9 protein-coding genes are annotated in these 12,971 nt (G+C 49.9%); 3 read left to right on the forward strand and 6 right to left on the reverse strand.

Annotated features, from left to right (window positions below; genetic code table 11):
• Positions 1-112: 112 nt before the first annotated feature.
• The 4 genes from ACY0JR_RS08985 to ACY0JR_RS09000 all read right to left on the reverse strand — a co-directional run bounded on the left by ACY0JR_RS08985 (position 113) and on the right by ACY0JR_RS09000 (position 3,070).
• Positions 113-529, reverse strand: coding sequence for a 6-pyruvoyl trahydropterin synthase family protein (locus ACY0JR_RS08985; RefSeq protein ID WP_462633657.1), 417 nt, complete (start codon positions 527-529; stop codon positions 113-115).
• The gene (locus ACY0JR_RS08990) at positions 529-1,536 is read right to left on the reverse strand and encodes a FecCD family ABC transporter permease (RefSeq protein WP_462633659.1); all 1,008 of its coding nucleotides are present in this window, start codon (positions 1,534-1,536) and stop codon (positions 529-531) included. Before ACY0JR_RS08990 ends, ACY0JR_RS08985 begins: the two co-directional genes overlap by 1 nt.
• A complete protein-coding gene (locus ACY0JR_RS08995; protein WP_462633660.1) occupies positions 1,533-2,456 on the reverse strand; it encodes an ABC transporter substrate-binding protein in 924 nt (307 codons plus the stop codon). Before ACY0JR_RS08995 ends, ACY0JR_RS08990 begins: the two co-directional genes overlap by 4 nt.
• A 74-nt stretch (positions 2,457-2,530) precedes the next feature.
• Positions 2,531-3,070, reverse strand: coding sequence for a hypothetical protein (locus ACY0JR_RS09000; protein WP_462633662.1), 540 nt, complete (start codon positions 3,068-3,070; stop codon positions 2,531-2,533).
• 261 nt (positions 3,071-3,331) lie between these two features.
• Here ACY0JR_RS09000 and rfaD point away from each other — a divergent pair, with 261 nt between their 5' ends.
• The 3 genes from rfaD (at position 3,332) to ACY0JR_RS09015 (ending at position 5,660) form a co-directional block, all read left to right on the forward strand.
• Positions 3,332-4,297 (forward strand): ADP-glyceromanno-heptose 6-epimerase, encoded by a 966-nt coding sequence (gene rfaD, locus ACY0JR_RS09005; RefSeq protein ID WP_462633664.1) that lies wholly within the window; start codon positions 3,332-3,334, stop codon positions 4,295-4,297.
• Positions 4,298-4,478: 181 nt separating this feature from the next.
• The gene (locus ACY0JR_RS09010) at positions 4,479-5,324 is read left to right on the forward strand and encodes an FRG domain-containing protein (protein WP_462633665.1); all 846 of its coding nucleotides are present in this window, start codon (positions 4,479-4,481) and stop codon (positions 5,322-5,324) included.
• 87 nt (positions 5,325-5,411) lie between these two features.
• Positions 5,412-5,660 (forward strand): putative signal transducing protein, encoded by a 249-nt coding sequence (locus ACY0JR_RS09015; protein WP_462633667.1) that lies wholly within the window; start codon positions 5,412-5,414, stop codon positions 5,658-5,660.
• A gap of 51 nt (positions 5,661-5,711) precedes the next feature.
• On the opposite strand, the gene ACY0JR_RS09020 is transcribed toward ACY0JR_RS09015, so the two are convergent.
• On the reverse strand, positions 5,712-9,266 hold the full coding sequence (locus ACY0JR_RS09020; protein WP_462633668.1) for a hypothetical protein: 3,555 nt from the start codon (positions 9,264-9,266) through the stop codon (positions 5,712-5,714).
• Positions 9,263-12,961 (reverse strand): sensor histidine kinase, encoded by a 3,699-nt coding sequence (locus tag ACY0JR_RS09025; protein WP_462633669.1) that lies wholly within the window; start codon positions 12,959-12,961, stop codon positions 9,263-9,265. Before ACY0JR_RS09025 ends, ACY0JR_RS09020 begins: the two co-directional genes overlap by 4 nt.
• Positions 12,962-12,971: the final 10 nt, after the last annotated feature.

Raw genomic sequence — 12,971 nt, forward strand, 5'->3', positions numbered from 1 at the left:
ATAAACCCTTCAACACAAGGTTTGTGCCAAAACGTTACTAATCAACAAATATTGTACTTTCTGTAAAAAATATTTCGCCGTGTTGTTCGTCCGTTAGGGGTATGAGAGTTAGCTATTCACCAAAATATTCCACAAAGTTACGGGGAGTCTCGTATAATTTCAGGCTGTGCAGTTGCGCACTAGATATACGAGGAATGAGGGGGTTCAGGATGTTCCAGAATTCCATGACCAGGTTTTCTGTGCTGGCCAGTTTGCCTTCCATGAACGCGACGTCCATGTTCAGGTTCTTATGGTCTACTTTCTTGATGATGTGCTCCCTGATAAGCGTACTCAACTGCTTTAAATCTATCACGAATCCTGTGTCTGGATCTGGCTTGCCCTTCACCGTTACAATCAGTTCATAGTTGTGTCCATGCCAATTGGCGTTCGCGCAAGGTCCAAAAACTTCTTTGTTCTTAGCCAGCGACCAATTGGGGTTATGCAACTTATGGGCTGCATTGAAATGCTCTAATCTGCTTACGTATACCATTAACTGAATCGGTAGTTCTTTCTTCGCAGCAAATATACGAAGAAAGGTACACCAAAGAACGAAGTTACGATACCAACTGGCATACCGGCGGGCGGATAAATCCACCGAGAAATCAAATCACAGATGACCAGGAATAAACCTCCGGCCAAGGCGCACGCCATCAGGTTGAAGCGGTTGGTGCTTCCCAGCAATGCCCGCGTAATGTGCGGCACCATCAAACCCACAAACCCGACCGGTCCCGAGAAGGCCACCGCAAACCCCGTTACTACCGACACCGCAATGAGCATGACCCACCGGATACGCCGCACATCCACACCCAAGGTTTCGGCGCGTTCGGTTCCCAGCAAGAGCACACTCAAATGCCGTTGCAGAAAGAAAAACAAAATCAGACCTGCCGCCAAGGCCGAAGCCGGATAACCCAACGTAGCCCAGTCTGCTTTCTCAAAACCGCCCATGCTCCAGAACACCACAGACTTGAGCTGCCCTTCTGAGTTGGACAGGAACATAAGCAAGCTGACCAGCGCGGTGAGCAAGGAACTAAGCGCCACTCCTACTAACAGCATTTGGCTAGGAATCAATTGCCCCCGGCGGGAACCCAGCAGCACCACTACCAAGGTCACGGCAAAAGAACCCACCAGGGCGAAGAACGGGGGCAAATACAACCCCATAAACGTGAGGTCTGCAAACAGAAAAAAACTGAAAGAAGCGCCCAGAGAAGCACCGGAAGCTGTTCCTAGTAAATAGGGGTCGGCCAAAGCATTGTTCACCAAGGCTTGCATGAGGTACCCCGAGAAAGCAAGTGACGCGCCCGTTAAAAACGCTAGCAATAACCGGGGCAAGCGCAGGTTAATGATACTATAGTGCGTGGCGTTTTGGGCATCGTATTTAAAAAGCGCGTCTAAAACGGTGGCATACGAGGTAGGCAGGCTGCCTATTTTGAGGCCCAGGAGAAATCCCAGTGCCAACAGCACCAACAGAAACAACAGAAGGAGAATTGCTTTCCTCACCGCAACGTAGCTTTAAGTTCGGCAATGCTTTCTACCACCCGTGGGCTGGGTCTGGACATTAAATCATCATCCAGGTTATAGATCCGTTTCTGTTGGTAGGCTTTGATGCGGCGCAGCTCAGGATACAGCGAGAAGAACGTTTTTTCCATTTGCTCAAAATCGCCGCCTATAAACACTTCGGGATTCATCTTGAGGATGTACTCGCGGGTAAGGGCCGGATAAGGTTGGTCAAAGGTTTCGGTGACGGCGTTCAGGGCACCGGCGTAGCGGAGCTTGTCGGTGAACAGAGTGTTGCGGCCATAGACGTAAATGGGGTCACGCCAGGTAATGGCTAAAACGCGGGGGCGGGTTTTTCCCGTAGTATCCGCAGCTAATTGGTTTAGCTGGTTTTGAAGGGAATCTACAAGAGCGTTGGCTTTTTCTTCGCGGCGCAGCAGAAAGCCCAGGTCTTTGAGTCCGCGCAGAATATCAGCCACACTGTCATAGGTCTGGAAATAGATTGGAATGCCGAGTTTCTGTACCTGGGCGGCCACTTCCATAGAGATGATGCCTTCAGTGGCAAACACTACGTCTGGTTTTAAAGAAAGCAACCGTTCATAGTCCATGGGATAGTTGTTGACCACGGGTTTGGTGAGCGCCGCCGCCGGATAGTCGCAGTTTTGGGTTCGGGCTATGATGGTGGCGGTATCTGCTACCGCAAAAAGCATCTCGGTCATGGAGGGTACCAGCGCCAAAACACGCTTGGGTTGTACCGGTAGTTTTACTTGTCGGCCCAGATCATCGGTTACGGTATGGAACGCGAAGGAAGCTTCGGCGACAGCCGGTTTCTTGTTTTCGCAGGCCGAAAAACCCAGCAAACAGAACAACGCCCAGAAAAGTCCTTGTTTTTGAAAAATGCTCCTTAAATGAGTTCGTGTCACAGATTGTTTTTTTGTTAGCCTTATAAAATGGCGGCAGTTAATCGTTTTGATAAAGTTGACCGTAGTATTATTTCTTAATTGCAGGTTGTATATGCATTAGCACATTGCATGTCTGGATCTAGCCAGCCTTGCTTAATTCTTCCTTTGTATTCAAACTTCACAAATACCCAATCACTTTCTACAGAGGTAACCTGATGAAACTTATTTCCTGGAACTTGTATCTTTGAACTGACCTTCGAAGATTTTCTAGGTGCTGAGTAAAGAATAAAAGGTTTTTCCCCTTCGTAGTTTCTTACATAAACTCCAACGTGCTTGCCTTTTTTAATCCAGCCCTTTACCTGTTTTCCAGATATTGAATACTCCAATGTTCCATAAAAGAAATCAGCAGTCTGGTTTGTGACGTTTAAAGTCAAGAAATCTTCATTTTCAAAGTCCTGTTTGGCAGATGCCACTAACTTTCCGTCAGGTTTGTCAAATACAGCAACATTCTCTGAGAACTCTGGGTCAATCAGTAATGCACAAGATTTTTCAGAATTCCGAGTGATAGGAATAATTGATGCGATGATGAATACAAGAGCAAAAAGCTGATTCATTCTTATAAATTCTGCTAACATCTTATAGATAACACCAAAGATACAGGATTTGCATGAAGCAAAATTCCGGTGCTTCTCACCTATTCTATTGTTTCTGGGCTGCTTTTCAGAAAATTGTCTAGAAACAGCTGCTCGGAGCGAAACTGTTTAGAGGTTAAATTCAGAAATTAGCGGCTAAAACAAATGCGCTCGTGGATTGTTGAGCCGTCTGGCGAAAGACCTTCGGTGCAAAACTTTCGTACCTTTGGATAGCTTTGTACTGAACTTAAAATCCCGAAATACATGATAGTAGTCACCGGAGCTGCCGGTTTTATCGCCAGTTGCCTTGTTTCCCGTCTTAATGCCGCCAATTTTAATGACATAGTGGTGGTAGACAACTTTTCTGTGGCGAAAAAGCTGCCTAACATTGAAGGCAAAAAGATAAAAGAGTTTGTAGACCGCCATGATTTCTTCACTTGGCTAGATGCCAACTACGAAGACGTAGAATTTATTTTCCACCTGGGCGCCCGGACTGATACCACCGAAACCAACCGTGAAGTGCTGGACTTGCTCAACCTGGACTACTCCAAAAAAGTATGGAACGCCTGCTGCGAATACCAGATTCCGTTGGTCTACGCGTCCTCGGCGGCTACATATGGTTCCGGCACGCTGGGTTATGACGATGATGAGTCCCTTATTTCCTTGCTTCGGCCGTTGAACGCCTACGGCGATTCCAAAAACGAATTTGACCAATGGGCCTTGGAACAAACCGCGAAGCCTTTCTTCTGGGTGGGGCTGAAATTCTTCAACGTGTACGGGCCCAATGAGTACCACAAAGGGAGAATGGCCTCGGTGGTCATGCACGCTTTCAACTCCATCAAAGACACCGGCCGCCTCACATTGTTCCGCTCCCACAACCCAGACTACGAAGACGGCAAACAAATGCGCGACTTTGTGTATGTGAAAGATGTGGTAGACGTCATGTTCTGGCTCATGCACCACCGCAAAAACTCGGGCATTTACAACCTGGGCAGCGGCGAGGCCCGCACGTTCCTGGATCTGGCCTTTAACACCTTCACCGCCATGGGCGCTGACATCAACATAGATTTCAAGGACACGCCCGAAGACATCAGGGACAAATATCAGTACTACACCCAAGCCAACATGGCCAAACTAAGAAGCATTGGCTATGACAAACCGTTCCACACGTTGGAACAGGGAATACAGGATTACGTGCAGAACTACCTTATGTCAGGTACCTATTATTAAGAAAGCAGAAGAGCAGGCCCTGGGTCTGCTCTTCTGCTTTTCGCCTGTTTTAGTTAAAACGGCACCTAAACGGCTGCCGTTTTCTGCGCCTGTAAGAGGGTGAACAATCTGCCCGGCAGATTTCGTATTAGTACTTAAACGCTTGAATTAACCCGTAATCTGTTTCAGCACCAGAACTCCCATGGCCTACAACATCGTAGAAAACGACATGAGTGAAGAAGCTTCATCTGAATCATTGGCCATGCCCAATGACTTACGAATTGAAACCTGGGAAGAACTACAGCGGGAGCTTTTCCGCGACTCCTGGGATGATAAACTAAACCGGTATCGTTCTCCCTATGTGTTCAGGGGCTTATGGAACAAAGGCTACAACCTGAAGACCAGCCTCATGCGCATTGGCGGCGATTACCCCAAACTAGAGCCACACTTGCTCCGCAACTTCCGCAAATACTCCCGGGGCACCATGGAGATAGGCGAATCTTTCTGGAACTGGCTGGCCGTTGCCCAACACCATGGTCTGCCCACTCGCCTCATGGACTGGACGTATTCGCCGTACGTGGCGCTGCATTTTGCTACGTCAGACCTCAACAATTTCCATGAAGACGGGGTTATCTGGTGCGTGAACTATGTCAAATCCACCGATTACCTTCCTGAGAAATTGCAGAAGGCCATCCGGCAGGAAGGGTCTAACGTGTTCACTCCGGAGGTGTTGGAGCCTATTGCTACTTCCCTCAACAGTCTGAATGAATTTCAAGAGAAACCTTTCGTACTGTTCATGGAACCGCCTTCCTTAGATGAACGCATTGTGCACCAATACGCGCTTTTCTCCATGATGTCCTCGCCAGATGCCATGCTTTGCGAGTGGCTACTGGAACACCCTGAGTTGTACTACCGGTTAATCATTCCGGCCAAACTGAAATGGGAAATTAGAGACAAACTAGACCAGGCTAACATTACCGAACGGGTGCTTTTCCCCGGTCTCAGCGGCATCAGTGCCTGGCTCAAGCGGCATTATACTACTACTTGATTGAATGATGGAGAGAATGAGTGATTGAATGCATGAGAAAGAGCTATCTTTCCCACACACTCAATCACTTCCTTTTTATACCAAATTATGAGTAACAACTTTAAACCAAAACCGGTCATCGTTTTCTCCGGAAATGCCATGGAGGCGAATGTGGTGAAAAGCATGCTGGAAAACGCCCATATCCAGGCCTTCCTGAAAGACGAGCACATTGGTTCAATTGCTCCCTGGCAAGTATCTGCCGGTGGCGGCGGGGCCGTAAAGGTGCTCGTTTCCTCTTTAGACCAGGAAGAAGCGCAGGAACTTATCTCGCGTTATGAAAGAGACGAAAACCAGTAATCGTTTCCCGTTTCGGCCTGATTTCTGAAAAACTGCTTTAAAAGCACGTTGTTAAAACAGCACCGAAACCTGCATGCGGCCGGTGTGAATGGTTCTGATGCCCTGGGGTTTGCGGCCGTCATAGTCAACCGTGATGTTGAGGCCGCTGCTGAGGCGCTGCTGCAGGGCCAGGTTCCAGGTAAGGTTATTGCCGGCTCTGAAACCGTTCAGCATTTCATAGGCTACCGGCGAAGTGTCTAGCCCGGTGTATTCTATTTTGATGTACCGCACAATGCCGGTGACGGTCCGTTTGCCCACCTGGCTCAACCGCGTCTCGGTGCCTAGTTCATGGAATTGCGCCTGCTCCTGCGCGCCCTGCTCGTTGGCTTTGTGCATCCATTGGTAAGTGCCGGTAAACCGAATAGTAGGATTAGGCTGATATGACAGTTCGGGTGTGGCTTCCCAGGAGCGAATCAAGAAGTTTTTGGTGGTCAGGTAATTGGAGGCGCTTTCCCGTTTAGACCTGGTTACGTTTAAACGGCTCGAAAACACCTCGGTGAGGTTTACCCGCGCCAGCACTTGTTGGCTCGTATTGTTCCTTACATCGGTACCGTTGGTAAGCAGCGTTTTCTGTAGTCCCTGCTGAAACGTCCATTCCAAGCCGTATTTGGGGTTACTTCGGTTGAAATAGAGTGTGTTGCGGTAAGACCGGTTCAGGGCCAGTAAGCTGGTATCGGCGAAGTTCAGGCTGAAGGGGTTGAAGCGGTTACGCAGGTTGGCCTCGGTGGTACGTTTATCAATGGTCACAAAAGACAGCGCTGAAAACTTAGCCGCAATCCGTTTCCATCTGGTCTCTGCCGTTTGCCAATCTCGCGGCAAACTGCTGTTCAGGCGGTAAGTGAATTGGTTGGTGTAGGCCAGCACGTATTCATCGGTGGGAATGAACAGCCTGATGAAATTTCGCCGGTACGGTGGGTCTGATGGTTGCGATTCAAAGAATTCGTTCAAATCCTGGCGGCCATCCTGGTTCAGGTCCTCAAAAAAGTGCGTGCCCTGACCCGGAATGGTTTCCACAAACAAATACTCGCGTTTCAGTTCGCGCCCGGTGCCTATGGCATACGACATCTCAGACCGAAGGTGCCGGTTCAGAAAATCTCCCGTCCAGTCTATTTTGGCTAGTACCGTGGTTTCTGCCAGACTGTCACGCGCCTGTAACTTCCGGAGGGTAATCAAAGCCGTTAGCTGATGGTTCTGCTTAATGACGGTAGCGGTGCTGAAGTTGAAGGTGTTGGCTACCTGTTTATTGCCTAATTCTCCGTTTTCGGGCCTGAAATCTACCCGGCGGCTGTACTCGGCGCGGTACTTGAAAGTGGCGGTGTCGCGGCTTTCAATGTAGAAGAGGTGGTCATCAAAGTAGTTGGCAGAACCCAGCAAAGCCTCGTTGAGGGTAGAGGTAATCCGGTTTTTATCGAACCGATACACGTAGCCCGGCGTGAATAAGCGGGTAGGAAACTGCACGCCAATCTCGCCGCGCACCCAGTCAGACGTACTTTCGGCTTGCTCATTCTTCAGTAGAAAGAAGTTTCCGCGCAGTTCCAGTCCTTTGAGTTTCTGCGCCAATTCCAGCGTATGCTGCACGCCGTCTACCTCCGTGGGCCGGTACCGGCGGCTGATGCGGTAGTTTAGGAAATGCAGCGCGTCTTTGACCCCGCCCACCGTGAACGTGAAAATATGGTCTTCAATTCTGGACTGCCGGGCCAGCGTGGTATTAGTGGGGCTGCTCCAGTCACGGTCAAATTCTATGTCGCGGTAGCGGTCAATGGGCGTGAAATTGGGGTCGGTGTACTCGTAGGTCATGGTGCTACGCAGTTTGTAGTCGCCCAGGAACTTGACGTTGCGGTCACTCAATTGGTACCCCACCCTGATGCCTTTGCCTTGGTCATCTTCAGAATCCAGGTTTGAATAGCGGTTCAAGTCATTTTTGGACCCGGCCACTTCCAGAAACACGCTACTCTTTTCACCCAAAGACCAGACTCCGCCCAAGGTCATCATCTGTTTCTGGATAGGCGTAGGCAGAATGCGGATGGCTTCATAGCGGCCCTGCGGCACGCCGTTCACCGGCTCTACCCACTCAAAAACGCGTCCGTTCACGGTGGTGTTCTTTAAAATGTAATTTCCGCCGGTGGCCACTTCAGTGAAACTGACGGCATAATGGGCTTGGGTAGAATCTGTGGAATATTGGAAGATAGTGTACGTGCCGCTATTTGCTACTGTGTCTTTGCGCAAATACAAGACTTGGTTACGGTCAAACCGAACGGAATCTCCGCTGGGCGTGGCAGCTAAGTCCAACCTGTCGCCAATCTGGGAAAGCAAGCGCTTCTCCTCGGTGCTCAGGTTCAGGGTAAGCGGACTGTTGGGATTATCAGCTTCGTTGTAGAAGTTGCCGTACACGTTGAACTTGCCCATTTTCTGGTAATGGCTGGCATGTACTACGGTGCGCGTGTAGTTCAGATCTGAATATTCAAAATCAACCCGTATTCGGGAATTTCTGGTGATAACCCATTTGGGCGTGAATGTGATTTCAGCTTGGTTGTAGTCCATGACATAGTCATAGTCAAAGCCGCGCACCAGCAGTTTACCGTCTAAGTACACCCGTTCTGAGTTGGCCAGCACAATGATAAACCGCTCGCCGTTGGGCCCGCGCAGCCGATACGGCCCCTGCACACTTTCAATGGGTGTAATATTTTCCGAGGCGAATTTCCCCTTCGCCACCGAGGCCGCTATTGAGGTTGCACTTTCCCAGCCGGGTTTTCCGCGGTTTACTTCCAGCGCGCCGCCCTGCACATTTTTGTAAAAGCGCAGAAAGTGTGAGGTGGGCCGGTTCCGCAGCACCACATCTCCACCAGTCAAGGTCCAGAGCCGGTGCTGCAACGTAATGAATACGCGGTCAAATTCCTGCAATTGTTGCGTATTCCCCTCGGGCTGAAACGGAATGTTCTGATCTGTGATGGAAGCCGTAATGCTGATCTCATCGGTCAGTTTTCCCTCCAGTTGTAAATTCAAGGCCGAATTCACGAACACGTTTTGGGTGTTCCCGATGGAAACGCCCCGGGAAATGCTTCCGGTTTTGTTCAGGCCCGGCGTTTTGAAAAGCTCCTCGCGCGGAGCCGCTTCATTAATCACGTAGGAGCGTTCAAACGAAGTAGAGTCCCAAGTCCGGATGTCACGTTTAAAGCTAGGCGCAGCCACATTCAACGGCAGCACCCGGTAACAAACCAGCACTGAGTCTATTTTTGGAATGTATTTGGAAAATCTAGGGGAAAACGCACCGGCGCTATCCTGGGCAATACTGTCGGGTAGTAAAACAGGAGAAGTTTCCGCTTCGGGTACCCCGATGAACTGAAACAGATTGGTGACGGGATCATAATGAAAGCCCAGCGGCCTCCGGATCTGCCGCCGGTCCAGAATCTCAATGGTGTTTTCAGCGATGGTTAAAGAATCTAGCCTGAAAACGCCCGGCTGCACTTTCACCCATTGACAACGCCGGTTGCTGAGTTCCTGCCCTTGGATTTTCCCGGCCCATAGTAGTACCGAAACAAAGAAAAGTATAATGCCCCAGCGGCTCATGGCTGCACTACGGGCAGTTTGAGGAAAAAAGTAGTGCCCACCTGCTCTTCCGTCTCAAACCAAATTGAACCACCAATCGCCTCCACCCCTTTCTTCACCACGGCCAGGCCAATGCCTGAACCCGAGTATTTGGTACTGAAATTCGGAATAAAAATCTTGGGCTGCACGTCTGCCGGAATGCCGGTACCATTATCCTGCACGGTTACTTGCACCCATTGCGGGCCCAAAAGCGCCATGCTCACCTTTATGTCTGGTGTTCGCGAAGACGGAACGGCTTGCAGAGCGTTTAGCAACAGGTTATTGAAAATCCGGATGAGTTGGTTTTCATCGGCGCGCACGTACACGGGCTCCGGCGGCAGGATTACCTCTACTCTATGCTGCTGCGGATTCAGGTGCAAGTCAGTGGTTCTACGGATGAGGCCGTTCAACTCCAGCGTTTCCAGTTTTAGGTCAGGCATGGCTGTAAAGTTGGAGAACGAGGTGGCAATATCACTTAGTACATCAATCTGCGTGATGATGGTGTTGGATATTTTCTCAATTAAGTCTTCCAGGTTGCCGCGCCCTTCCCGCATGGCTTTGCGCAGATATTGCAGAGAAAGCTTCATGGGCGTGAGCGGGTTTTTAATCTCGTGGGCTACTTGCCGGGCCATTTCCTTCCAGGCCGCCTCTTTCTCGCGAAGCGTGAGTTCCTGCTTGCTTTCCTCCAGTTTCTGCAACATTTGGTTGTACTCATGCACCAGCAAGCCAATCTCGTCTCTAGACTGATACACCAGTTTCTCATTGCTGCCCGTCAAAGAAGTTCGTTTCAGGCGCTCCGTTAAAAGTTGCAAGGGAACCGTTAATGCGCGGGTAGCCATGTAACTCATGAGCACGAACAACAGGAACAGCACCGTAAAGATGTTGAGAATGGTGGTGATCAGCTGAATGAGTTTGGTGTTCAATTCTTTCTGCGAATCGAAAAACGGAATTCCCAGATAGCCCTGCGGGTTGGTGGTAGGATTTGACCGCAAAGGAACATAGATGGTGCTGTAGGGCAGTGCACCGGCCTTTTCCTCCAACAAAATCCGGTTCAAGCCCTGTTCTTTCAGCACTTCATAGGCTTTGGGGTTCAGCCTCGTAGAAAGCACGCCGGCTTCAAATAGGGCCGGTTGGCTAGAAATGCGCAGCACCCCATCTGCGTTGTAGATATTCAGTTCTGCCTGGGCAATTACCGCCAACCGGTTTACCCGGCGGGCCAGCGAATCTGCTCTTCCTTTAAACAAGTTGGCTCCCCAGTTACTGGTGAGAATGTTTTGCCGTACAAACTCCCCCTGATCTGTATAACCCCTGATCAAATCCTGGCGGTACGAATTAGTAACCAGACTCCCTATGGTCAAACTAACCAGCACCAGCGGCACCAGCACACCCAGATTTAGGAAAAGCTGGATCTTGGTGCTGAACGTAGACATGATAGCTTCAATCAACTGCCCGCGCGAGAGCATGACCAACAGCAGTAACGAGAAAAGCGAAAAAGTATGCAGCAGAAACAGGAACGAGAAATTAGACAGCCAGGAACGTGCTCCGTACGAAGGCGTACTGACCAAAGCCACCATTCCATTGTTGGACCTGGCGCCTAAATGATGATACCCAGCAAAGGTCAATCCCTGGGTATACAACTGCGGAATATTGAATAGCTTGGGCGAAAACTCTTGCCCGTACTCAAAGTACCCTTCGGCTTTCAGCCATCGGTTTCCTTTCCTGAGCGCATAACTACTGGACGGGATAGTGTTTACCTGTGCGTTTCTTCGCTCTACCAAAAGTTCTGGTAATACGCTGTTGGGAGCCGTTATCTTAGGGCTTACTTCCAGCACCACCGTAATCCATTGCTGAAAATTGACGGGTACTTTTATCTCCTGCAGGTAAGTGAATCTACCAGGGTCCGTTTCAGAGCCTACCAGTAACTGCCCCCGCTGGTTCGTGATTTTAGCTTTGGGTCCCCACGTTTGGGCGTACGTCTGCAGATTAGTAAGGCTGTCTTCCGTGGTATGGAAACTTTCCCCGTTCACGTCAAACATCCGCACCGTGACCGCATAATTTTCGGTGATATTGCGTAAATGATGGCGTCTTATTTTCTGTTCTATCAGATTCAGATCACCCCAGGGAGCGTTCACCACATACTGAACCAGCGGATCATGGCTAATATCTTCGGCGGCTTGGGCCAGTAAATATTCGGTGAGATCATCGCGGTCTTTGAGCAGTTGAGCCGCAATACGTTGCTTGTCAGTCCGAAGCTGCACCGTATAGAGATCATAAAGCGCGGCGGCTCCTAAACTGGCACTCAGCATATTCACCAGGAAGATACCGGAATAAATACCTGCCCGCTGGCCTAATTTTCGGTGTAGTTGCTCCCACCCCACCAAGGCGGCACTCGCCAACAAAACCACCCAGTTACCGCTAGGGGCATCGCGCCAGAAGGCCCAGCCCAAGGCCAATACCAGAACGGTGATCCAGGCATAGGCGAAGGGCAGCTTACCAGTGGCGGTAAACGGCAGCGACCGCAGTAACAGACTCAGCATCCAGCTTATGGCCAGGGTGTGTAACACCATCACCAGGTACAGCAACAGCTTTTCCGGATCAATCTGTATGTTTTGGGTGATATCAAAGTTAGGCTGGGAATTGATGAAGAGGCTTCGGTACGTTTCATACCAGCCAATGATAAGCACCGTAATCACCAGGCCTATGCCCGCACAACTCCAAAGCTGGTTCTGTGCTGTTTTATGGAAATCAGAGACAAAGCGGGTTATTTTCACGAAGCGGTACACCAGCAAGGACATCACTAGAAAGCAGATTTCGTTTAGCAGAAGGTCGCCCAAGGAAGGTGACCACCAAGAGGAGGCGTACACTCGAGGGCTAAACAGCTCCAGCTCATACACGTTGTTGGGGAACTGCGCCATCAGCATCACAAAGCGGAGCAGCAACAGCCCCAGCAGAAATGTCCATAACGCCGCCACTTCGTTGCCTGCTTTTCTAAGTTTCTGGTAAAGGGTAACCAGGAACAGTACCCCCGATACAATAGACAGAAAATAAAGCACCAACGTAAATATCCCGGCATGCAACCACTGCCCGGGGTCTAGTATCTGCAAAGAAAAAAGGTAATTGCCTTTGACATCTGCAATAGGAATAGCATGCCCCCCTCTTTCCAATTGAATAGAGGCTACATGATTATCAAAGATCTGAGGATTAAGACCGCTCCGCAGAAAGGTATTACTGATTCCGTACCTGACTTCCAGCGGAATAACCGCCACAACACTCTGCTCTCGGCTGGGTTTGTGATGCAGGACCAGGAAACGCCCGAAACGGTTTTCTACCACCTGCTGCTTCCGCTCTAAGTACCTAGGATCTAGTTCTGGCCTCAACGAATGCTCAGACCAGAACACCAGTTTGTTCTGCCGGTAAATAAAGATGGGGGTACTGATTTTGGGGAGATTTCTGGAAAACAGGCCAGAATCTGGCGCTAGACTCTGCGAGACCAGGGCTATATCCTGTTCGGCTTGCCGCAGTTGACCGTGAAGACGTTCCTGTACTTCTTCCAACATCTGCTTCTCTGGGGCCGCCAGCAGGTCGCGTTGTACACTTACCTGCAAAAAAGCCGCGCCTCCGCCTAAAAGAAGGGAGATAATCAAGAAAAGTAAGGGAAGGGTGTACCTGAACTTCAACTCAGTTTTT

This window comes from Rufibacter sp. JT3400010 (assembly GCF_054956755.1).